Annotated in this window: 17 protein-coding genes; 10 read left to right on the top strand and 7 right to left on the bottom strand. The window is 42.2% G+C overall.

Annotated elements, in window-relative coordinates; all coding sequences use genetic code 11:
* The first annotated feature begins 75 nt into the window (after window positions 1-75).
* Window positions 76-681 (top strand): beta-phosphoglucomutase family hydrolase, encoded by a 606-nt coding sequence (locus SJY39_RS11075; RefSeq protein WP_016793674.1) that lies wholly within the window; start codon window positions 76-78, stop codon window positions 679-681.
* A gap of 65 nt (window positions 682-746) precedes the next feature.
* On the opposite strand, the gene SJY39_RS11070 is transcribed toward SJY39_RS11075, so the two are convergent.
* The 4 genes from SJY39_RS11070 to SJY39_RS11055 all read right to left on the bottom strand — a co-directional run bounded on the left by SJY39_RS11070 (window position 747) and on the right by SJY39_RS11055 (window position 6879).
* A complete protein-coding gene (locus SJY39_RS11070; RefSeq protein WP_010429468.1) occupies window positions 747-2651 on the bottom strand; it encodes a diguanylate cyclase in 1905 nt (634 codons plus the stop codon).
* 254 nt (window positions 2652-2905) lie between these two features.
* Window positions 2906-4654 carry a formate--tetrahydrofolate ligase gene (locus tag SJY39_RS11065; protein ID WP_010429472.1) on the bottom strand — a complete coding sequence of 583 codons (1749 nt, stop codon included), beginning with the start codon at window positions 4652-4654 and terminating at the stop codon, window positions 2906-2908.
* A 300-nt stretch (window positions 4655-4954) separates the two neighbouring features.
* Entirely contained in the window at window positions 4955-6259 is a 1305-nt protein-coding gene (locus SJY39_RS11060) for an inosine/guanosine kinase (RefSeq protein WP_010429474.1), read from the bottom strand.
* Between the two features lie 143 nt (window positions 6260-6402).
* Entirely contained in the window at window positions 6403-6879 is a 477-nt protein-coding gene (locus SJY39_RS11055) for a CreA family protein (protein WP_010429477.1), read from the bottom strand.
* A gap of 248 nt (window positions 6880-7127) precedes the next feature.
* On the opposite strand from SJY39_RS11055, the gene SJY39_RS11050 reads away from it, so the two are divergent.
* The 3 genes from SJY39_RS11050 (at window position 7128) to SJY39_RS11040 (ending at window position 10578) form a co-directional block, all read left to right on the top strand.
* The gene (locus tag SJY39_RS11050) at window positions 7128-7622 is read left to right on the top strand and encodes a hypothetical protein (protein ID WP_010429480.1); all 495 of its coding nucleotides are present in this window, start codon (window positions 7128-7130) and stop codon (window positions 7620-7622) included.
* A gap of 60 nt (window positions 7623-7682) precedes the next feature.
* Window positions 7683-9527 (top strand): HD domain-containing phosphohydrolase, encoded by a 1845-nt coding sequence (locus tag SJY39_RS11045; RefSeq protein WP_372275372.1) that lies wholly within the window; start codon window positions 7683-7685, stop codon window positions 9525-9527.
* Window positions 9528-9852: 325 nt separating this feature from the next.
* Complete coding sequence (locus SJY39_RS11040) at window positions 9853-10578, top strand: HAD-IA family hydrolase (protein ID WP_016768765.1); 726 nt, start codon at window positions 9853-9855, stop codon at window positions 10576-10578.
* Between the two features lie 596 nt (window positions 10579-11174).
* Here SJY39_RS11040 and SJY39_RS11035 read toward each other — a convergent pair.
* Window positions 11175-12599, bottom strand: coding sequence for a methyl-accepting chemotaxis protein (locus SJY39_RS11035; protein WP_010429493.1), 1425 nt, complete (start codon window positions 12597-12599; stop codon window positions 11175-11177).
* 148 nt (window positions 12600-12747) lie between these two features.
* On the bottom strand, window positions 12748-13971 hold the full coding sequence (locus SJY39_RS11030) for an aromatic amino acid transport family protein (RefSeq protein WP_016793676.1): 1224 nt from the start codon (window positions 13969-13971) through the stop codon (window positions 12748-12750).
* Between the two features lie 447 nt (window positions 13972-14418).
* Between SJY39_RS11030 and SJY39_RS11025 the strand changes: the two genes are divergently transcribed.
* From SJY39_RS11025 to SJY39_RS11015, 3 genes are all read left to right on the top strand, one after another.
* Complete coding sequence (locus tag SJY39_RS11025; protein ID WP_010429500.1) at window positions 14419-14547, top strand: hypothetical protein; 129 nt, start codon at window positions 14419-14421, stop codon at window positions 14545-14547.
* Between the two features lie 191 nt (window positions 14548-14738).
* On the top strand, window positions 14739-15350 hold the full coding sequence (locus tag SJY39_RS11020) for an ACP phosphodiesterase (RefSeq protein ID WP_010429502.1): 612 nt from the start codon (window positions 14739-14741) through the stop codon (window positions 15348-15350).
* A 57-nt stretch (window positions 15351-15407) separates the two neighbouring features.
* Window positions 15408-16679 carry a DEAD/DEAH box helicase gene (locus SJY39_RS11015; protein ID WP_010429504.1) on the top strand — a complete coding sequence of 424 codons (1272 nt, stop codon included), beginning with the start codon at window positions 15408-15410 and terminating at the stop codon, window positions 16677-16679.
* Window positions 16680-16825: 146 nt separating this feature from the next.
* Here SJY39_RS11015 and SJY39_RS11010 read toward each other — a convergent pair whose 3' ends face one another.
* Window positions 16826-17554, bottom strand: a complete 729-nt coding sequence (locus SJY39_RS11010; protein WP_016785211.1) for a TetR/AcrR family transcriptional regulator — start codon at window positions 17552-17554, stop codon at window positions 16826-16828.
* Window positions 17555-17710: 156 nt separating this feature from the next.
* Here SJY39_RS11010 and SJY39_RS11005 point away from each other — a divergent pair, with 156 nt between their 5' ends.
* The 3 genes from SJY39_RS11005 to SJY39_RS10995 are packed head-to-tail and all read left to right on the top strand — an operon-like array spanning window position 17711 to window position 22910.
* Window positions 17711-18799, top strand: coding sequence for an efflux RND transporter periplasmic adaptor subunit (locus SJY39_RS11005; protein WP_016768768.1), 1089 nt, complete (start codon window positions 17711-17713; stop codon window positions 18797-18799).
* Entirely contained in the window at window positions 18799-19854 is a 1056-nt protein-coding gene (locus SJY39_RS11000) for an efflux RND transporter periplasmic adaptor subunit (protein WP_010429514.1), read from the top strand. Before SJY39_RS11005 ends, SJY39_RS11000 begins: the two co-directional genes overlap by 1 nt.
* Window positions 19851-22910 carry an efflux RND transporter permease subunit gene (locus SJY39_RS10995; protein WP_016793677.1) on the top strand — a complete coding sequence of 1020 codons (3060 nt, stop codon included), beginning with the start codon at window positions 19851-19853 and terminating at the stop codon, window positions 22908-22910. The genes SJY39_RS11000 and SJY39_RS10995 overlap by 4 nt, the downstream gene beginning before the upstream one ends.
* Window position 22911: the final 1 nt, after the last annotated feature.

The following is a 22911-nucleotide window of genomic DNA, read 5'->3' as shown; positions in this document are numbered from 1 at the left end:
TGAACGGTAATATGGGGTCATGATACTGAATATTGGTTATGGTATCAGTAACTTTCTTAAAGAGTGGTAGTAGTGATGAAAATAGATTTGGCTGCATATGAAGGACTAATCTTTGATATGGACGGTACGCTGATCGATACGATGCCTGCCCATGTACAAGCATGGCAAAAAACGGCAGAGCAGTTCGGCTTTCATTTTGAGGCATCTTGGCTGCACAGTTTAGGCGGGATGCCTAGCTATAAAATAGCAGGTGAAGTGAACAGTAAATATGGCTTATCGCTTGACCCACAGGCTGTATCTACTTTTAAGATGGCTTCATTTGCGGCTATTGAAGACAAAGGCGATATTATTCCTTGTACGCATTCTTTGTTGTTAGAACACTTGGGTAGTAAGAAAATCGCTGTAGGGACGGGGAGCCAACGTAAAAGTGCCGAGCAATTGTTAGAGAAAACCGATATTCTAAACAAGCTTGATATTTTAGTGACCGCCACGGACGTTAAAAATCACAAGCCAAACCCAGATACATTCCTTGATGCTTGTTTTGGAATGGGTTTGAAGCCGGAACAGTGTGTTGTGTTTGAAGATACAAATCTTGGTAAGCAGGCAGCTCACGCGGCGAACATGGACTGTATTCTTGTGGTCGAAGGGAATAACTTAGAGTTTTATCCTGCGCCAAGTTGAATGAATTACTAATAGGTGGGCAAGCGCTTTGGTTAACAACCTAAAGGAACGGCCTTGATTTTCTGTTAGGCGATTTCACTCATCTCACTGTCTAGGAATAAACATACGTTGTTTCGACCCGCAGCTTTCGCTTCGTATAGGGCAAGATCAGCACACTTGTAATTGAGGGCAGGGTCGTTCGTTAGGTTGGTAATTCCACCACTAATGGTAACGACGTTGTCCAGTTCGATGCACACAGCGATTCTTAAACGGTTGAGTACGTATTCTGCTTCTTCGGTTGTGGTATGCGGCAGAATGATGCCAAATTCTTCACCGCCGATGCGCGCAACAACATCGGTTTCACGGCACTCACGTTGTAGTACCTGAGCGACTGTTTGAATGACGCGGTCACCGTAATCGTGCCCAAACCTGTCATTTATACGTTTGAAGTGATCAATATCTAAGATCGCCAAGCAAGATTGCTCTCGGGTTGGGTAACGGTTGACACGGGAACATTCATCGCGAAGTTCAAGATCGAATTTACGTCGATTCCAACACTCTGCTAGTGCATCTTTTTCACTCAGGTTTCGCAGCCTTTTCTCAAGTTCTTTGTGTTTACTGATATCAACAAAAGACGCGACATAAAATTGGATGACACCTTTAGAATCTTTAATGGTCTGAATTCGAAGTATTTCAGTAATTAAGGACCCGTCTTTGCGACGATTGACTACTTCACCTTCCCACATGCCTTTTTTCTGAATTACGCTCCACATTTTAATGTAAAACTCTTGATTATAGCGTCCAGAAGCAAACATTGATGGTTGGCGGCCTTTTACATCTTCCAGTTCGTAGCCACTGACACGAGTAAACTCTTGGTTCACCTTGATGATTCGGTTGTTTCTGTCGGTGATAACCAATGCAGACATACCGTTCATTGCTGCCTTGGCTAATTGGCTTTCAATACTATTTTTTTTATGGTTTATATTCCAAAGCACGAAACCGATTGAAATCATTGATATTAATACAACTAAAGTAATCGTCTGAACCAGGATTGAGTGTTGCTCTCGTTGGTATTGACTGTTTACTTGCTGATTTTTTATATGAAGAACCATATAAATAGGCCCTTCAAACTGTTTTATTTTTGGACTAATGTTTGAATGGAAATACCAGTTTTTGCCATCAAAATAGCTTGAAGAGCGATCATCTTGAATCGCTCGCCAAAGTTCTGGATAAAGCTTGGCGTAAGTTTTATCAGCACGAGATTCAATAAGGTGTCCAAATGATTCTTCAATATCGGGCCCCATGATGACATGTCCCGTTTGGTTGAGTATGACGGGAACAGCATACGATGTGCCGATTTGATACAGAAGGCGGTCGTATATTTCAAGCATGTTTAGGTTGGCAATAAAATATCCGAGAATACGGTTGCCTGAAGCAACTGGCGTCATTATTCGCAGTGCTGGGATCAGTGGGTGGACGATCTCACCATTTTCAATCTCCAGATCAATCCCATTAGAGCTAACTTCTCCAATTTTTAACTGCTGAAGTGTTTTAAAGTAACCACGAGCTGATTTGTCTTGTAACTTGTTATTTGGAACTATCTTTGCTTTTTTATTGTTGTAATTTATACGAAAAACTTCATTACCCTCTAGATCGAGATAGCGAAGTTGAGAGTAATATTGTTGGCCACGAGCCAGCATTACCCAAAGATCTTCTAATGTTTCTCTATTGATAGTTGAAGGCTCTTCAATTGCGCGTAGCAGCGTCCGTGAATCGGCAATGGCAGGAACAGAGTTTGAGATTTGATCGACAATAACAGCAAGCTCATTGAAGCTATATTCGATTTGATTTTGGCTAGACTGTTTAATATTTAACGCGTGCTGAGCCTCGACCCTATCAAGCTCGGAGTTAATATAGAGGGCAGGGACTAATCCTAGCGCAAATAAGGTGCACAGAAATTGACTGATTAGCTTTTTTATACTCGTATTCATCGCTGTCCTTAAAGAATCAGCGCAATACTATATATTTTATAGGGTTTTTAATGTGATCTTGACCCAGAACTTAAAACAAGATTTGCATATTATTATGGTTTTAGTGCAACTTTTTGCAATTGGGGTTGATAATTGATTGATTAAGTAATAATAAACAACGCTAAATGATGCCTACTCGTAACAGGCTAATTCGTTAGATGGCGAGTAGGCAAATCGTTGGTGAGCTTCTCAATTGAACTAAGATATTGTATTGATTAACTTAACCCGATGATGTCCCCTTTGTCATCAATATCCAACGACATAAATGCAGGTTTATCAGGTAACCCAGGCATGGTCATCACATTGCCACACAAAGCATAAATAAAGCCCGCACCAGCACACAGTTTTAATTCTCTAACAGGAACGTCAAAATGAGCCGGCGCTCCTTTTATGTGTGCTTCTGTCGAGATAGACAACGGCGTTTTTGCCAAGCAAACCGATAGGCCGTTAAAGCCGTGTTTGTTAAATTCTTCAAGCTGTTGCTTCGCAAGAGCTGATAATGTAATGCTTGATGCCCCGTAGCCAACTTCAGCAACTGCCATCAGTTTCTCTTCCAAACTCTGTTCAGATTGATACAACGGCTTGAACTCATTGTTATCTTGGCAAGCTTTTACGACGGCATGCGCTAGTTGAGTGGCACCTTCACCGCCTTTGCCAAATGCTTCGCTTATTTCAACGCGAACACTTGGGTCAAAATCGATGATCATCTGTTTTAAAGCGTTTAGCTCTTGAATTGAGTCTTGTGGGAAGCGGTTGATTGCAACGACAATAGGTGCGCCGTACTGCTTGACGTTGTTGATATGCCATTTAAGGTTTTCAAAGCCTGCTATCAGCGCGTCTTGGTCATCACTAAAAATTGAATCTGGTAAGGGATTCCCTGGTCTTAAATCGTATAATCCAGAGTTCGCCTTTAAGCCGCGTAATGTTGCAACGACAACTGCGCAGTCAGGTTTCTTGTTCGACGCCTTCACTTTTATGTTGCACGCTTTTTCAAAGCCCATATCTGAGCCGAACCCACCTTCAGTTACAACAAAGTCACTAAGCTTCAATGCTATTTTATCGGCAATGATGGATGAGTTGCCATGTGCAATGTTTGCGAATGGCCCAGCGTGAATTAACGTAGGAACGCCTTCAAGGGTTTGCATCAATGTAGGCTCGATAGAATCTTTCATTGTTACGGTCATCGCCCCTGCAACGCTGAAGTCATCTGCCGTTAGCGGTAAGCCGTGCTGGTTATACGCAAGTACCACTCGACCGATACGTTTACGCAAGTCTTGAAGGTTATTCGCCAATGCGAGTATTGCCATTAACTCTGAAGCTGCTGAGATATCAAATCCGTCTTCACGCTCAAAGCCATTAATCGTTTTACCGGCTTCATTTTTTCCAACGGTGAGCATACGAAGTGCGCGGTCATTGTGATCGAGCACACGACGCCACACGATTCTGTTGGGATCGATATCTAAGGCTTTTAAGCCAGAGCGCGCTTCAAAAGCTCCTAAACCTTCACGTTGCTCGTGATACAAACGTGCGTCAATCGCGGCAGATGCGAGGTTGTGAGCAGCTGTTACAGCATGAATATCGCCAGTCAGATGCAGGTTTAATTGTTCCATTGGGGCTACTTGAGAATATCCACCGCCTGCAGCACCGCCTTTAACGCCGAATACTGGGCCCATTGAAGGCTGACGAATACAGGCCATTGCCGATTGGTTAATCTTAGCGAGCCCTTGTGCTAGTCCGATTGTGGTAACGGTTTTACCTTCACCGAGCGGCGTCGGAGTAATCGCTGTTACGACAACCAACTTACCATCTTGTTGGTTAGCGAGACGCTCCAGTGACGTTAGAGACACCTTTGACTTATATTGCCCTAGTGGCTGGTGTTCGTTATTTTGTAAGCCAGCGTGTTTGGCAACCTCACTGATGTTTTTAAGGGGAGTTGAGCGACAAATATCAATATCAGATAGCATATTTGATCCTTATATCAGAACAGAAAGGTGGTACGTAAACGTTTGCGTGGCGATAGTACTGTATAAATTTGCCAAGTAAAGGCAAACCACACGAATTATGTGCTGGAAGATAACAGATCTAAAGAGTCATTGCGCGAGATCAAATCTTAAACGAGCAAAATATTCGATTTGATTACCTTCGGTTGTACTTACATTATCGTTTGATACAAAAAGGGCTGCATATAGCAGCCCTTTTAGTTCTGGAAAGTCTCACCAGCTAATAAAGCTAATTAGTTAATCATCTAATTAGCTAAAGCCTGATTAACGATCCCAGTATGTTTCTTCTAAACTATCTTCGCGTTCTGGTAGCGCGCGAGAAAGGCGAGGAGAGTGCTGAGTCAACACTTCGTAGCTTACACGGTTTGCGTACTTACAAATTTGGGACAATGACGAGTACGTTAGGCACGTGTATTCATGTTTTTCTGAGTTCGGCACGTTCACGTGGTGGTAGCTGTTCGCTGCCATATCGTGTAATAGAGCAGAAAGCGCGCCATCGCCAGCACCGTTGGTGTTTTTAATCTCTAGTGGACCACCTAAGTAAGGGCCGATGTGAGAGTATACTTTCACTGGGTCTTGGCAGTCTTGCTTACGCATTGCACGGCTGAATTCATACTTATTGAACTCTGGGATGTTACCTGGTAACAATGGCAGAGTCGTTTCACGCTTCGCTAACTCGTCTGTGTAGCCAGCCATGTAAAGACCGATTGGGCCAGCAGTACATAGCACTAGGTCTACCCATTCAAGTGCTTTATTAGCCGCAAGTAGAGGATCTTTCTCGCCAGTTAGAGCTTCACCCTCATCTTCGTTCATCGCAACGATAGTAACGTTTTCTTTTAGGTATTCTTGCCACCATTCAGCATTTCCTTCGATCACGTATTTAGTACCAAGCGTGAGTACAACAGGCACATTGTGCGATTTCGCGTATTCAATTGCTTTTTGCACGGCTTTTGGCATTGGATCTTCTGGCTTACCGCGCATTAAGTATGAAGAGACGACTAACGCTGAGGCCTTTTCGAAAACCTGCTCAGGAATGCTTTCAGGAAGCAGTTGATTCATGTGTCCTTCGTTGATCGCGAATGTACGTTCGCCATCTTCGGTAATGAGCGTATAACAACGACCAATAGGACCATCAACAGTTTGTAGGTGGTTTAAGTTCATACGAGAAGAAGTGCGGCATAGGTAACGATAACCAAATGAGCCAACTTCAATTTTCTTAGACATGACGCCAAGCAGAACAGATTTGCTGTCTGCGAGTACGGAATAATTGTGCAGTGTATTACCAATAGTATCGCCAGGGTATTGATGTGTGATCAAACCACGCTCAACTAACTCTTCATATAGCGCATCTGCTTTACTTTCTTCCAATACTAGCGAGTGACCTTTACTCAGCTCGTATTTTTCTAAGAACGCGTTATCAACACGGGCTTCGATATCAACAATCGTTTGACCAACACCGACAATTGTTGCGCGGTGTAGCTTGGGTGTTTGTTGAATTTGGTTGACCAACGGATCACGTGCGTGAGTTGGAAAGTAGTGCTTAGATTTACGCTGTCCAGGAAACTTCATATGAAAAATACAGTGAAAAAATTTTGCCGCATGATATCACATTTTATTTCTGTTTCTTTCATTTTTATTACATTTTGAATCACCTGTACAATGTCTGTACAGGTGATTCGCTTGACTATTTACGTAAGACTATTCGCTTGTCGCTATTCTGTTGGTACTAACGTTGCGGGATCAACGTAAGCCTTTGTACCCCATAGCGGAACAGTTGAAAGGCTGTGTTTGAAGCTACCTTCTGTTTCCTTTGTAGTGTAAGACAAGTAGAGCAGTGATTGATTCTCTGCATCGTAAATACGGCGAACCTTCATTGTCTTGAAGAAAATACTCTTTGATTTCTTAAATACCACTTCGCCTGACTTGCTTTTGTCAATTTGAGCAATCATTTCTGGTGTGATTTCACCTGTTTGACGACAAGAAATAGAGCTATCACTTGGATCAGAAAGGCTGAGGTTTGCCTCTATTGATGCGATATGGCAAGTCACACCTGCGATCTTATCGTCATCTAAAGAAGACATCTTGATATCTTTCATTGTGAAGAAACCCAGTGAGACGTCGCCAACCTCGTTGTCCGAACAGCCAGTTAACATTGCGATGATACCTGCTGTTATTAAGGCTTTTTTCATAAGAAGTCCTTTTTATTTATATAGTTCTGTTTACTATAAGGATATTGAAAGCTTGAATACGAGTGTAGAGCTTTTCGTTAAGTTCTTAAAGGATGTTGTTGGATAATGAAAAAGATGAAGCATTTAAAGTACTTGTTGGCTTTGATCATGCTCTGTATCCTTTCTGCTTGTAGTTCGGCACCTCAGTCGACCATATGTCTTCCAAATAACTGTGATATTTGGGGATACTAACCGTGGGTACTAAAAGAATGAATAACGAAATACCTGAAATTGCACACCAGAAAAATAAATGGCTATTTAGTCAACTCGATATTGCATATCCTGCAAAAGAGAGCCTCCTCGGTCGAGACATCTATAAAAACCAACTTTCTCAAAAGACTTACCAACTCCTCCCGCAAGACCAAACTCCTACTCAAATTGATGAATTGCACAAAGTCGACTTCCATAAACTGACCGTACTTTTCTCTCTTAACCAAGCCAGTGCCTATCAAAATGAAACCGAAAGAGCGCACATGTTGGAATTCTTAAGCCAGATAATGCTGTCGGACGAACATGAGCTTTATGTAGGGACAACAAAAGGCGATGTTGTGGCGAGTGCGATTGTGACTCAAGGTGCAAGTTGTCTGTTGATATCGGATGTTGTTAATAAGAATGATCAAGATATCAACGGCTTTGCTAAACAGTTACATGATTTTTGGGCACAAGATCATGCTTCTGGCGATCAAGTATGGGTTGAGAACTAAAGATTCTTTGAGAAAGCGTTAATCTGAGTACAATACCCCATCTTTTAAAAAGGGTTTTGTATGTACAAGCTATTGATATCAATCGCTGTATTGTGTGTTAGCGCTTTTTCTCCTGTTACACATGCTAAAGACTGGGATATTAAACAAATTCTAGTTCTGCACTCCTACGAACCTTCCTACCAATGGACCGCGGATTTCCAAAAAGGAATCGAAAACGCGTTCAAACACTCAAAAGCTGAAATAAAGCTCTCTGTAGAATACTTAGATACCAAGCGTATCCATAGCCCTGAGTATTACGACGCTTTGGCAGCATACTTCGAAACTAAATATTCGGAGTATAAGTTTGATGGCGTCATTGTCACTGACGATAACGCAGCAAATTTTCTTAAGTCGTTAAGCTCAGTGATTGATCGTTCGACACCTGTTGTTGCTGCTGGTATCAATGATATTAGTACTGATATGTACGCGGTCACCGACAAGGCGACCGTGCTGTATGAGAATGACCATATTGATATTAATATTGCGCTTATTGCGCAATTAAGACCAAACCTTAAGAACTTATATTTTGTAAATGATTACAGTGTCATGTCTGAGTTGATACGAAAAGAAGTGCATAAAGTAATGGCTGAATTTCCGCATATCAACTTGATTGAAATTGGAAGTCAAACGCTTGAACAAGCGAGCCAATACTTAAAGACAATTTCTGTTGATGACGCTGTGTTACTCAGTCACTACAACACAGAGCTACATAAAGCAATTTACCACTCTTACAAAGAGGTAGCGGAGATCCTGTCAACTTCGAGCGCGGCACCTGTATTTGCGCTTTGGCAATTTAACATCTTAGGTGATGTATTCGGTGGCTATGTAAATCATTCACAAAGTATGGGGGAAGAGGCGGTCAATGCTTTGGATAAATACGTGCCGCTCGGATTTTCTGCCCCTTTAATTCCGGGTGATAATATACGTTTTGTCTTTAATTACCCTGCAATGAATAAGTTTGGTATTAACAAGAGTGCACTTCCTGAACAATCGGTAGTCATCAATGAACCAGCTTCTTTCATACGTAAGAATTTCCAAATACTGTTGGGTTTGATCATGGTGATTGCAGGGTTGAGTCTGATTATCGTAATGCAGTTCATTACTTTACGTCAGAAGAAAGAGTTAGCGAAGAAGAACAAACGAATCCTAGCCCTTCAGAAGCAGACACTAAATGTTCAAAAGGACATGATTCATGTATTGGGTGAGGCCATTGAAACCCGCTCTGGTGAGACAGGGAATCACGTTAAACGTGTCGCTAAATTATCAGCATTACTCGCCAAGCATCACGGCTTAAGTCATCGTGAGGTCGAGATGATTGAGATAATCAGCCCGATGCATGATGTCGGAAAAATTTCGGTACCGGAATCGATCTTGGATAAGCCTGGCAAGTTAACGCCACAAGAGTGGGAGGTGATGAAATTACATACTACAGCTGGCTACAACTTATTGAAAAGCGGTGCTGGTGACATTACTAACCTTGCTGCGATCATTGCTAACGAGCACCATGAGCGTTGGGACGGAGCGGGTTATCCTAGTGGTAAGGTTGGTGAGGAAATTCATCTGTTTGCTCGCATTACTGCAGTGGCTGATGTATTTGATGCACTACTTAGTACTCGTTGCTACAAAGAGCCATGGCCATTAGAGATGGTTGTGGACTTGTTTGAGCGAGAGTGTGGTTATCAATTCGACCCGAAGCTGACCAAGATCTTATTGAATCACTTAGCTGAGTTCGTCGCGATAAGAGATACTTATCCTGATACCGAGGATTCACGTCACGTGATCAATTTACAAGCTACTGTCGCTCCAAAAGATGCAACTGACCTACAGCAAACAGTGTCTGCAAAGAGTGAGTTAAGTACTGTGTAGGCGATTGTCGCCATCATTAGCTTAAGCAGATGCTCTCTTTAACCTTTATAACACTCTCCAGTTGGCCTTTTTCTTCAGAACATTAGCCAAGTCCCTTTATATTTTGAACTGATATTCATTTGCTTTTGTAAACATGGCAGCATTTGGTTCTAATAAAGTTGATTTAATTTGGTGAAACCTGTTGCTTAACTTTAGCTATTAAGTGATCAGCTGCATATTTTGCGAAGATAAATAAGTGCGCATCGGTAAACTGTTACCTAAGTCATCTCTAGCATTAAGATAACCCTATAGGATAAAGCTTGGATTTGATGTGAGTGAAATACCTATGCGGCTAGAACAGACTAAATGTGTGATTTTTGATTGTGATGGAACGCTGATTGATAGTGAGAAGCTTTGCTGCCAAGCTTTAGTGAATGTGTTTGCTGATTTTGGAGCTAGTTTAAACGTCAATGATTGTTATGCTCACTTTCAAGGCGGGAAGTTAGCCGATATATTGATGGATACACAGGAACGTTTAGGGCTTTCTATCTCGATCGATACGCTTGAGCCGTTATATCGAACAGAACTAGAAGCATTGTTCCAGCGCCATTTAAAGCCAATGGATGGTGCTATAGAGCTTATTGAATTCCTTAAGCGACAAGATATCGAATTTTGTATTGCTTCCAATGCACCTAAATCTCGAGTTGAATCTTCATTAGCGATGACAGGTATGCTTGACGACTTCAAAGGCAAAGTGTTTTCGGCTTTTGACGCCAATAGCTGGAAGCCAGAACCTGACCTTATTATGTATACAGCTATGAATATGGGCTTTTTACCCAATGAATGTATTTATGTGGATGACACTTTGAAGGGGATTGAGGCTGGTGTGCGTGCTGGTATTCAATCGTTCCGACTGCGCCCAAGTATTGAAGAATTAAGCGTATATCCAGAAGCCGGCTCTACAGAACTAGCGGCTCAGGATATATACAGTTTGGAAGAAATTTCGGTTTGGATTAATGGCAAGCACTGTTCAAGTGGGGGTATACCGAGTTCGGGAGCTTTGGTGGGGTAGAGCCGAGCTCAAGACTAATGACTTTACTAAATTGTTTGGTATGAAAACCGCAAGATGCGCAAGTAAACTTCTCTCCACTTTCTGAAAGCAGATATTCGTCGTGTTGGCATAAAGGGCACGTGATGTTTTCGGTGTTCGGTGCTTCTGTTTTATTCATTATGTGTCACCTGCAGCAAGAGGGTAAGCGAAAATAAGACCCGTACTATTAGATTACTCCTAAGCTCGATTATTAGACAGTTTTGACTGCTTATAATCTCTCCTTTGCGACTAACTTCATGGTAATGATAATCTGATAGTTAACGGGCATACAGGTGGCCATGTTGCATTGTTTTTACTCTGTGAGTTTTCTGAGTAATGGGTTGCTTAGCAGTCTAACGATGTCTCTTTGAAGCATTCTGGACCAATTTTTCTTGTTTATTTTCTGTTTCCTTTACCCGCTATATCCCCAGTACTTAGTATCTTGCGACGCTAAGCTTAGTTATCAATGGTTAATTAGATACACAAAACCCCAATAAAAAAGGACTCTTACGAGTCCTTTTGGGTTAACTGGTTTTGGAACAAGTTGCTTCACGCTGCTTGTCTCGTATATCTCGTCGTTAAGTGCGGTATCTCGCTAGTGTCTGAGACAGAGAAACCGATGCTTCTGTCAGCTTAGATACACCATTTGAAGAATTCTGTGCGACGTCTTTAATTACATCAGATTGGCTGCGAATATCATTAAGCTCTGCAGCAATCGTGTTCGCAACATTACTTTGTTCATCGGCCGAGGTCGCTATTTGAATACTCATGTCCATTAACGCTTGCGCTGAGTCAGCGATAGAGTGAACGTCATGGCCAATATCCGAAATTAGATGACTACTGGTTTGTGCTTGGTCAACGGTTTGTTCGGTAATCTTTGCAATATTTTGGCTTTCTTGTTGAAGACGCTCAATCATTGTTTGGATCTCAACTGTAGCAGACTGAGTTCTACTTGCCAGGGTTCTTACTTCATCAGCAACAACAGCAAAACCACGACCTTGTTCACCCGCACGAGCCGCTTCAATCGCAGCATTTAATGCAAGTAAGTTAGTTTGCTCTGAAATAGCGTTGATCGTCGTGATGACTTCATTAATTTGACTAGTGTTTACGTTGAGGCTAGTAACAGAAGAAGAAGTTTGCTCAATCAAAGAAGAAAGGGTGGTGATCTCTGAGATGGCTTGCTGAACCTTAGCGTGGCTATCGTTAATTTGTTGTGCGTCTTGTTCTGTTTGTTCTGTTGAACGAGCTGAAATATTAGAAACTTCATTGGCTGAAGCGGTCATTTGGTCCATTGCTGTTGCAACGGAATCCAGTGACGCGTTTTGGCTCATAATTTGAGTTTCACTGCGTTTCATCTCTGTTTCAAAAGATGCAGACGTTTCGCTTAGTGTCGCAGCGCTGTGGTTTACATTGTCTACGAGCTCGCTAAGTGTGTCCATTGAGCGGTCGAGTGCACAACCAATCGTACCAAACTCATCACGGCCTGGGTGGAAACCAAGTCGTGAGGTTAAGTCACCGTCACCAATCTTTTGAGTGGTTGAATAAAGTACCCAAAGCGCGCCGCCTAAGAAGGTCGCTACCCAATAGCAGAAAATACCAAAAGGGACACACCATAAGAGACTGAGTAAGAAGGTGTATAGTGCTTGTTGCTTTTGATTTTGTGTATTGATATCGGAAACAGTCAGTGAGTAGTAGTTACCATCTTTCGCTAACGCGGTTGCCGTAACAGAACCATTGTTGAGTACATTGGTTTCTTGAGGGCGTGATTGTTGGCGAACTGAGTCGATAGAGGCAGGTGATTCTGATGCAGACAAAATACCTTTAAGTTGATACTCAACCTGCTGTTTTGCACTAGCGTCAATTTGGTCCATTTTACTGACGTAGTTTAAACCAGATAAGCTTACCACTGCGGCCAAAAATATTAAGAAAATGACCCAAAACTTATCGTTAATAGACATTTTGATAAACAACTTGTCTATCGTTCGAAACTGTACTTCTTTCATAAAAACTCCACGGTAAATCCTTTACCGTGGACTCTAAATAACCGACCCTAATAAAAATGTGATCTAATCCAGGTAACTGTGAAAATTAATGATATGGAGATATCAATTATGAGATATCGATCAACTTATTCAATCTCAGATCCCTTTATTAGCCAAGTGACGGTAATAACCCTACTGAAATCAAGATTTGGATAGCAATGATAAATATACCAATAGTGCCAGCTAAAAACAGTGCTTTGCTTCCACCTAATACTTGGTAAGTCGTTCCTGTCCCTTGCGATTGAACAGAGAAGTCAGTGTAACGAATCTTGTAAACCATGACGGTAGGTAAAAGGATTGCCAGCACAGAAAGCGCAATAGCTGCGTAGCCCAATGCTGTGATGAATCCTTGAGGGTAAAACAGAGCAAAACCAAGTGGTGGTAAGAAGGTGATAACCGCTGTTTTTGCACGTTTGCCGTTGCCAAGCTTATTGCTAAGAGAATCACCCATGAATTCAAATAACCCTAAACTTACGCCAATAAAAGAAGTCAGTAGTGCAAGGTCCGCGAATACACCGACGATCACGCTCAGGTTGGATTGGTGAACGGTTTGCGATAGAGATACTAAAAGCGCGCCCAAGCTTGTATCTGACAATAGTTGTTCTTGGCTAATCACACCTAAAGTCACACTCTGCCAGAAAACGTAGATAACTAAAGGTAGTGCTGAGCCAATAATCATTACTTTACGTAAAGAGCGAACATCGCCATCTAAATAGCGAACGATCGATGGAATGCTGCCGTGGAAACCGAAAGAAGTAAATACGACAGGAATTGCTGCAACAATAAGACCTTGCTGCAATGGCATACTCATTAGGTACTGAGAGGTAATGTTTGGTGCTAAGAAACTTAGAACTAAAACCATTGCGATTAGCTTTAACCCAAATAAAACGCGGTTAACTTTGTCGACACTGTGTGTACCAATAGTTACAACGCCTGCAACTAACAGTGTGAATAGAAGAGTGGTGATTTGAGAGTTGAGCTCGATACCCGCGATATCCGAAATACGTTGGTTAAACTGGGCACCACCGCCCGCGATGTATGCCGCACATAAAGCGTAAAACAGAAACATCACCGCGAAGCTCGCAATCCACTTTCCTTTTGTCCCTAAAATTGTGTGAGCTAAAGTGTGTAGGGTTGCGTCAGATTCTGCGAATTGATGAAGCTCTACCATTAATAGAGCCGTAAATGCCATTAATGCCCACAAACCCAACATCAAGAAAAGTGAAGTGGAAAAGCCGATACCTGCAGAAGCAAGGGGAAGAGCGAGCATGCCAGCACCAATTGTGGTACCAGCAATGATCAAAGTACTACCAAAAACCTTTGATTTATTCATTGTATATAATTCTTTACGTTAGAGTGTATTTTCATTGTAATTCTTCTAGCTTAAGTGCATAAACCCAAAGAATATCTCGATTTTCAAGTATTCTGATTGAGTTTAATTCCAAATGCAATGCTTTGTGTAATTAAAAACATCCAGTGTAAATCTTGGTTTACACTGAGGCGTATTTTCAAAAACTTGATGGCCTAAGCAAACGTTTGACTATGATCTGGTTCAAAATTGTTAGAGTAAATGGTTGTACTTAGTGTAAGGTGGCAGTACATATGTCGTTCGCGTATACCCCTTTAGCGTAAAAAGGCGCTGATGACCGCGAGTAGCTTTAAGCTATAAATATGGAATGGGTAAAGTAGAGTGCGTTCATCAAAGTGACATAATATAAGTCCAAGATGGTGCACTAGTTAACAGGACATTATGTCCACACCAAGGAATAGAGGGGGCACTATGAGTGACCAATCTTTTAATGACGAAAGTCTTGAGTTGTTAGATGCCATGGAAATTGGTATTGATTTATCTGACTATGAGCAGACGGTTAAACAATTAGCAGAAGAACTTTTTAACTCTTCAAACTAAAGTTTTATTAAGTTTTGGGTATACTAAAGCTCAATACTTCCATAGCTCAATGTTTCCCAAATTAGACAACTCTTAAACTGAGCAAACCTCATTTGCTCACACGTCAATCAAAACTATCCTCATTAAAGTTCGCGAAGATAAACGAGTACGTTTACCATATTACTTAGTTCTCGATACTTTAATGAGGTTCAATGAACTTTCTCGCACATCTTCACATCGCGCAACATTGCAAGAGTAACTTGGCAGGAAATCTGTTAGGTGATTTTGTTAAAGGCGATCCGAATAAGCATTATTCAACTTCGCTTGCAAATGGCATCAGACTTCATCGATTCGTGGACAGTTACACCGACCTCCATGATGTGTCGCGCTCAGCCAAATCACTCTTTTCAGTTCAAACACGACGCTTTGCTCCTATTGCTCTCGATGTATTTTGGGATCATTGCTTAGCCAATCATTGGGAGCAATTCTCACAACAGACACTGGAACGTTTTTGCCTGGATTCCCACCAACAAATTTTCGCACATCAAGAACCACATTGGCCTGAGAGTTTTATTACTATCCATCAGAAAATGGCGGAACAACGATGGTTAGAAAGTTATCAAGACATGTCTTCAATCGATATGGTACTGCAACGAATGGCTATAAGAAGGCCCAAACTAGGCATGCTCAAAAACTGTTATGCTGACCTTGAGTACCACTATGATACGTTGCAGTGTCACTTTAATGAGCTTTATCCATTGGTTTTAGAGCAAGCTAACCAGTTTAGTACGCTTCAATTGAAGAAAAATCAAAAGGAAAGGTAAACAGCGTAATGCAGGTTTGCTACAATCCGCGCCTATTTAATCGTTGAGCATCATACTATGTCTGAATCTACCAAATCTTTTAACCAACTTGGATTATCTGAGCACCTTCTTGCTACGTTAGCAGAGCTTAATTTTACGGCTCCTACCAGTGTTCAAGAACAAGCGATTCCATTGGTATTAGAAGGCAAAGATGTATTAGCTGGTGCTCAAACGGGTACAGGCAAAACAGCGGCATTTGGTTTGCCGATTATTCAAAGATTAATCGAGACCAAAGACAACATTATTCCAAATCCAAAGTTAGTGCGTGCGCTTGTGTTAGTGCCAACGCGTGAATTAGCACAACAGGTGTTTGATAACGTAACCGAGTACGCAAAAGGTACCGATATTAAAGTCGTTGTGGCTTATGGAGGCGTTAGCATGAAGGTTCAAACTGATAACCTGCGCGGCGGCGCTGATATTCTTGTAGCGACGCCTGGTCGTCTTATTGACCATATGTTTACCAAGAACATCATGCTAAGCCATACCGAAGTATTGGTACTGGATGAAGCGGATCGCATGTTAGACATGGGCTTTATGCCGGACATTAAGCGCATTCTTTCTCGCATGAACGAAGTTCGTCAAACCTTGTTCTTCTCAGCAACGTTTGATAACAAAATCAAAGCGATTGCACATCGTATGATGCAGTCGCCAAGTGAAATTCAAGTCACGCCAAAAAACAGTACAGCAGAGACAGTTACCCAAATGGTTTACCCTGTAGATAAATCGCGTAAGAGTGAACTGTTGGCTTACTTAATCGGATCGAAGAACTGGCAACAAGTGTTGGTGTTCACGAAAACTAAGCAGGGCACTGATGCTCTAGTTAAAGAACTTAAGCTAGATGGCATTAAAGCGGCATCTATCAATGGTGATAAGAGCCAAGGCGCGCGCCAAAAAGCATTAGACGATTTTAAATCGGGTAAAGTACGAGCGCTTATTGCGACAGACGTAGCAGCTCGTGGTATCGATATTCAGCAGTTAGAACAAGTTGTGAATTATGACCTGCCATTCAAAGCAGAAGACTACGTTCACCGTATTGGACGAACTGGCCGTGCAGGCAACAGCGGTTTAGCGATATCTTTGATGAGTCAGGATGAAGCTTATCTCCTGGGTGACATTGAGCGATTACTTGATACACGCTTGCCTCAAGAGTGGTTAGAGGGCTTTGAACCAAGCCTTGAAAAAGACGTGGCACCAGAACGAGGGGGGCGTAGTAAGAGTCGTTCATCAGAAAAACGTAAGATGAAAGCAAAGCTAAAAATTCACCAAAACCGCGGTAAAGCGCGACGCTAGTCTTGTTGGAGTTGATGTTTATCGCGTTTATTAATTCGAAAGTATTAACCTGAGCCAATATAAAAATGCCCCATGACTGTGATCAGTCATGGGGCATTTTCGTATCAAGGCAATTTAAATGTCGAGTACAAAGGCCTCAGCGTTACTTAGTCTTGTTCGCACTTCCATACGCAAGGTACGTCATAAACTAATTCTTCGATCGAGGTAGGATTCAGTGCCCATTCTTCATTGATGTTGAACGTGCTGAGCATTTGTGTGTTGAATAACTGCCAATGTTTTAATAATGCTTCTTCAGGTGTTGACTGCATCTCGCCTTCGTTCCATGTGCTTTCCATGAACGGAGTTAGGCATACGGCTCCATGCGCGTACATGATCATTTGCCACTTAATCTCATAAATGTTGATCAAGTTTTCAGGATTCGCCTCATTATACTGCTCAGCTAGCATATTGATTTCTTTTTCAACATTGCCAACATTGTCGATAAAGTAATCAACTAAGTTATCTTTTTGGCGAACAGAGTCGGTGATAAGTTGCATCGGCTTACGTGAGTGAATCATGTTGCTAAAGAGGCGCATACTAAATAAATAGATAGTAATGTTTGGCGCTGCATCTTTTGGAAGCTCATCCATGATTTTAGCAATATAAGACTGAAAATAGCCATGTAAACAATCGCTTATAGCATGCCAAATCTTTTCTTTGCTACCAAAGTGGTGGCGGATAAGGCTATGCGATACGCCTGCTTTTTCACTGATGTTACGAAGCGAAACGCTATCATAACCATGCTCACAGAACATATCCGCAGCAACCGTCATGATCAAAAATCGCGTCTCCTCCGCGTCTTTTGCACTTCTTCTACCTTGTTTCTTTTCTGTCATCTTTACTTCACACGTTTACCTGATTACCACATTCTACACTGTTTTTATTAAAATAAAAAATACTGCACAGGTGGAAAGTAAAGCTTGAGAATTATCTAATTTTAAATATACTGCCCGCCTGTGTAATAAAACATAATAATTAAATGGAGAAGCATCATGCAATCCAATTTGTCTATCGAAACCAGTTTAAGAAAGAATGCGTTGCTAGCGATCGCCACGATCATGCTTGCGGGTTCTCTAACTGGGTGTAATAAAGCCCAGTCCGAAGAAACTATTCAAGTTGTTAAACCTGTAAAGCTTTTTGAAATTCCTCAACAAAGTGATGTTGACCTAGATAGCTTTATCGCCAAAGTTGACGCAACCGATCGTGCTGCGCTTTCTTTCCAAGTTAGTGGAGACATTGAAATATTTTCTGTTCGAATGGGGCAGGAAGTGAAGAAAGGCCAAGTATTAGCAGCGTTGGATGCAACGGATTACCGAATTGCGCTTGATGCGGCTCAAGCAAGATTTGACTTGGCGAATAGCCAGTTCAAACAAGCTTCAAAGTTATACGCGAAAAAGCTAGTAAGCACTGATTACTATGACCAAGCTTTAAATACATTTACTGCCGCTGAAGTTGAATTGGACCAAGCAAAAACAAACCTTGGTTACACCACATTAGTTGCTCCATTCGATGGCGTAGTGTCTATGGTGTTCGGTAAGCAATACCAATTAATCGCAGAAAAGCAGCCAGTGCTTAACATTTTGAATCACAGCGAAATGGACGTGACGTTCTCTATCCCGGTATCAAAGCTTGAAGACCGTTCTATTCAAGACCTAACCAGTTCAAACATGTGGGTAGTGATGGATAGCCACCGAGGCATTCGTATTCCCACTCGTTTTAAAGAGATATCGACTCAGCCCGACGAAGACACCAACAGCTATCAAGCGGTTGTGTCTATCGTAAAACCTGACGGGATAAATCTGTTGTCCGGCATGACTGCCCAAGTTGAAGTTCAGAAAAGTAAATCTCAGCTAGGCATCGGAATCGTTGACTCTGCATGGTTAAGCAGAGAAACGAACCACGGCGAGCTTTGGCGTTATAGCCCAGAGTCTCAATTGATTTCTAAAGTACAAGTATCTCTTGACCCACAAGGCAACGTTATTGATGGCTTGTCTCCTGGCGACCTTATCGTTGAAGCGGGTGTCGATGTTTTATCTGAGGGCCAGCAAGTCAAGGCGTGGCAACGTGAGGGCGGTATTTAATGAACCTTTCTAAATTATCATTTGTCGTAGCATCTACTTTGTTTCTTCAAGCCTGTAACAGCGAGGCTGATCACCGCGAGCAACCTTCTCTTTTCGTTTCTACCTTTGAAGTTGGTGCTCCTCTCACTGAACAGTTCAGAAGCTTTAACGGTCAAGTGATGCCTGCTGAGTTAACGCCTTTATCTTTTAAGCTGCCTGGTGAAATTAAGCGAGTCTTGGTCGAGGCCGGAGACAGAGTAGAAAAAGGGCAATTGCTCGCAACGCTTGATAACGATACCTACCTGCAAGGTTTGACGGACGCTAAATCTCAATTTGAGCTAGCGAGTAAGCAACTTGCGCGTGGTACTGAGATGTTCAGCAGCAAGATGCTATCTCAATCTGAACACGATCAACTAACCGCTAACTACAAATTGGCATCGGCTAACTTGGCTGCGGCAGAGCGTAAGCTGAGTTACACCGAGCTTTTAGCACCATTTTCTGGAACGGTTTCAACAGTAGATAAACAGCGCTTTGAAAATGTAACACCGGGTGAAACTTTATTGAGCTTGTATCAAAACGAAAAGGTGTATGTGCGAATTCAAGTCTCAGATTCAATCTTAGCGTCAATCAGCCCAAATATGCGGTCAAACAGTTACCGCCCTCAAGCGACTTTCGGTGGGCATACTGGTCAATATCCATTGACGTATTTAGAACACACCAGTGAATTACACCCACAATCTCGTACTTATGAATTTTGGATGCAGATGCCACAGCCTAAGAACGAAGTTTTACCAGGTACAAGTGTTACGGTAAATGTAGATATGGCTAAAGCGGGTCTAAGTGATGTTCAAGGCTATGAATTACCCATGACAACGCTACAAGCTGGGGGTGAAGCAACCCAGTTTTTTGTATGGAAACTCGAAGATGGACAAGCGTTCAAAAGCGAAGTTGAAGTTGAAAAGATCAGTGGTAAAGGCGCACTTGTCGCTCACGGTGTTGAGCAAGGTGATCAACTCGTAAATTCAAATTTAAGAAAACTCCGTGACGGAATCAAATTGTCAGGAAAAGCAGAATGAACATCGCAGAATATTCAATAAAGAACAAAGTAATCAGTTGGTTGTTTCTCGTCATTTTGGCCATCGGTGGTGTCACATCTTTTGGTAATCTATCCCGTTTAGAAGACCCAGCTTTTACCATCAAAGATGCCATGATTATTTCAACTTACCCTGGCGCCACATCAATGGAAGTTGAAGAAGAGCTGACGTATCCACTTGAAAAAGAGATAAGACAGCTCCCTTATATCGATAAGATTACGTCGACCTCATCGAGTGGCATGTCTCAAATAATGGTCAGTATGAAGATGGATTACGGTCCGGACGAGCTACCACAGATTTGGGATGAGATGCGTCGTAAAATTAATGATCTTCAACCTACGCTTCCAAGTGGTGTTAATTCTGTTCAGATTATCGACGATTTTGGTGATGTGTTCGGTGTCATGATTATGCTAACGGGGGACGGCTATGATTCTGTTGAATTGAAGCAATACGCTGACTATCTAACACGTGAAATTGAACTTGTAGAAGGCGTTGGGAAAGTCAGCATTGCCGGTGATCAACAAGAACAAATGTTTGTTGAAATGTCACTTGAACGCTTAGCTGCGTTGAACTTAGATATGTCGACCGTAACCTCCTTATTAGCACAGCAAAACAGTGTGGTATCGGCTGGTGAAGTGATGCTAAACGGTCAAAGCTTAACGATTAGACCTAATGGTACGCTCAATACCGTTGAAGAACTTGAAAACCTGATCATTCATGGTCGTGACACGGGTAACTTAATTCGCCTTAAAGATGTCGCTGATGTTACGCGTGGCATTCAAGAAAAGCCTGGCAATGTGCTTACTTACAACGGCAAGCCGGCTATAAACCTAGGTATCGCCTTTTCGTCAGGTGTAAACGTAGTCGAAATTGGCAATGCGCTTGATACGGAGTTGGATCGCTTAGAAAGCATTAAACCTGCCGGTGTAGAATTGAACTACTTCTATAACCAGGCACAAGAAGTAGACAAATCAGTTGCAGACTTTTTGATTAGCTTAGTTGAAGCGGTTGCTATCGTTATCATTGTGCTGCTGTTTGCAATGGGTTTACGCAGTGGCTTAATCATTGGTTTGGTACTTTTATTGACGGTGTTTGGTACCTTCATTCTTATGGACTACAACGATGTAGAACTGCACCGTATCTCACTGGGTGCACTGATTATCGCATTGGGTATGCTGGTGGATAATGCGATTGTTGTTGTTGAGGGTATTCTGGTTGGCTTGAAAAAAGGTAAGACCAAACTTCAAGCAGCGAAAGACATCGTGACACAAACACAATGGCCACTATTGGGTGCGACCATTATTGCTATCACAGCCTTTGCGCCTATCGGCTTGTCGAAAGATGCAACAGGTGAGTTCATGGGCTCGTTGTTCTGGGTACTGTGCTTCTCGCTATTCTTAAGTTGGGTAACGGCGCTAACATTAACGCCTTTCCTTGCTGAAATGTTGCTTAAAGAAGAAGACAAAGTTGATGAAAACGAAGACCCTTACAAAGGCATCTTGTTCGTTGTATTTGGTGTGTGTCTGAAAGTAGCGCTTCGATTTAGATGGCTTACTGTTGTCAGTATGGTTGCGCTATTAGCAGTTTCCGTAGTCGGCTTTGGGATGGTGAAACAGCAGTTCTTTCCACCATCAAACACACCAATGTTCTATGTAGACATGTGGATGCCGGAAGGCACTGATGTTCGTGAAACGATCAAGCAGACCGAAAAGGTTGAAAGTTATATTCGCCAGCAAGATAACGTGGAGTTTGTGACAACAACGGTTGGGCAGGGTATGCAACGTTTTGCGCTTACATATCAACCAGAGAAAAGTTACGAAGCGTACAGTCAGCTACAAATTCGAACGACTGACCGTGACACCATGTTTGAAGTGCTAGAAGAGTTAGACAAGGACTTAGCCAACCAATTTGAACAACCGACGTTCCAATTCAAATTGATTGAGTTTGGCCCGTCACCAGCTTCAAAAATAGAAGCACGTATTAGTGGCGCAGACCCACAGATACTTCGCAGCATCGCGGTTCAAGTAGAAGATATTTTGTTAGCGGATCCGGGATCTCGAAATGTTCGTCATGACTGGCGTGAACGTACTAAAGAGTTAGTGCCACTGTTCAATGAATCAAAGGCTCGTCGTCTTGGCATTTCAAAGACTGATTTGTCTGAGACGTTACAAATGGCATTTGGTGGTTACAACATTGGGTTATTGCGTGATGGTACTCATATGTTGCCTATCGTAGCGCGTTTGCCTGAAGCCGAACGTTTTGATTTTGAATCACTGAATAATGTGAAAATCTGGAGTCCATCGTTGCAAACATACATTCCCGTTGAACAAGTGATCGATGGGGTTGAACTTCAATGGTCTGAACCGCTGATTCAACGTCGTGACAGAAAACGCACGTTAACCGTACTTGCCGACCACGATGTGTTGGGTGACGAAACGCCAGCTAGCTTGTTCGCTAGGGTAAAACCAAAGGTTGAAGCACTCGTTCTACCTGCAGGTTACGAGATTAGTTGGGGCGGCGAGTACGAAAGTTCCAAAGATGCGCAAGAATCTCTATTTGGTTCACTACCAATGGGTTACTTGCTGATGTTTATCATCACAATGCTTCTGTTTAACTCGGTTCGTAAGCCGCTTGTGATTTGGTTTACCGTTCCACTTTCAATCATTGGTGTTTCGATTGGTTTGTTAGGTACCAATATGCCATTCAGCTTCACTGCGTTCTTAGGCTTACTAAGTCTAAGTGGCATGATTTTGAAGAATGGTATTGTATTGCTTGACCAGATCAACACTGAATTATCAACCGGTAAAGACCCATACTTAGCGGTTGTGGATAGCGCGATCAGCCGTGTGCGACCGGTTTCTATGGCAGCGTTAACGACTATCTTAGGCATGATACCTTTGGTATTTGATGCATTTTTTGGCTCGATGGCGATCACCATCATGGCAGGCTTAGGTTTTGCTACAGTACTAACGCTAATAGTAGTACCAGTGATGTTCGCTATCCTTTATAGAATCAAACCGTCCACTGCGGGTTATTAGG

Origin of the sequence: Vibrio sp. R78045 (genome assembly GCF_042466085.1) — a bacterium.
In the GTDB taxonomy this organism is placed as follows: Bacteria; Pseudomonadota; Gammaproteobacteria; order Enterobacterales; family Vibrionaceae; genus Vibrio; species Vibrio cyclitrophicus.
The sequence above is the reverse complement of the archived record's forward strand: the minus strand, read 5'-3'. Positions and strand labels throughout refer to the sequence as shown.

Coding starts and splice junctions, on each gene's coding strand:
- SJY39_RS11020 (WP_010429502.1), top strand. CDS start 14,739: ATGAACTTTCTCGCACATCTTCACATCGCGCAACATTGCAAGAGTAAC.
- SJY39_RS11010 (WP_016785211.1), bottom strand. CDS start 17,554: ATGACAGAAAAGAAACAAGGTAGAAGAAGTGCAAAAGACGCGGAGGAG.
- SJY39_RS11030 (WP_016793676.1), bottom strand. CDS start 13,971: ATGAATAAATCAAAGGTTTTTGGTAGTACTTTGATCATTGCTGGTACC.
- SJY39_RS10995 (WP_016793677.1), top strand. CDS start 19,851: ATGAACATCGCAGAATATTCAATAAAGAACAAAGTAATCAGTTGGTTG.
- SJY39_RS11000 (WP_010429514.1), top strand. CDS start 18,799: ATGAACCTTTCTAAATTATCATTTGTCGTAGCATCTACTTTGTTTCTT.
- SJY39_RS11070 (WP_010429468.1), bottom strand. CDS start 2,651: ATGAATACGAGTATAAAAAAGCTAATCAGTCAATTTCTGTGCACCTTA.
- SJY39_RS11015 (WP_010429504.1), top strand. CDS start 15,408: ATGTCTGAATCTACCAAATCTTTTAACCAACTTGGATTATCTGAGCAC.
- SJY39_RS11040 (WP_016768765.1), top strand. CDS start 9,853: ATGCGGCTAGAACAGACTAAATGTGTGATTTTTGATTGTGATGGAACG.
- SJY39_RS11005 (WP_016768768.1), top strand. CDS start 17,711: ATGCAATCCAATTTGTCTATCGAAACCAGTTTAAGAAAGAATGCGTTG.
- SJY39_RS11035 (WP_010429493.1), bottom strand. CDS start 12,599: ATGAAAGAAGTACAGTTTCGAACGATAGACAAGTTGTTTATCAAAATG.
- SJY39_RS11045 (WP_372275372.1), top strand. CDS start 7,683: ATGTACAAGCTATTGATATCAATCGCTGTATTGTGTGTTAGCGCTTTT.
- SJY39_RS11025 (WP_010429500.1), top strand. CDS start 14,419: ATGAGTGACCAATCTTTTAATGACGAAAGTCTTGAGTTGTTAGATGCC.
- SJY39_RS11060 (WP_010429474.1), bottom strand. CDS start 6,259: ATGAAGTTTCCTGGACAGCGTAAATCTAAGCACTACTTTCCAACTCAC.
- SJY39_RS11065 (WP_010429472.1), bottom strand. CDS start 4,654: ATGCTATCTGATATTGATATTTGTCGCTCAACTCCCCTTAAAAACATC.
- SJY39_RS11075 (WP_016793674.1), top strand. CDS start 76: ATGAAAATAGATTTGGCTGCATATGAAGGACTAATCTTTGATATGGAC.
- SJY39_RS11050 (WP_010429480.1), top strand. CDS start 7,128: ATGAATAACGAAATACCTGAAATTGCACACCAGAAAAATAAATGGCTA.
- SJY39_RS11055 (WP_010429477.1), bottom strand. CDS start 6,879: ATGAAAAAAGCCTTAATAACAGCAGGTATCATCGCAATGTTAACTGGC.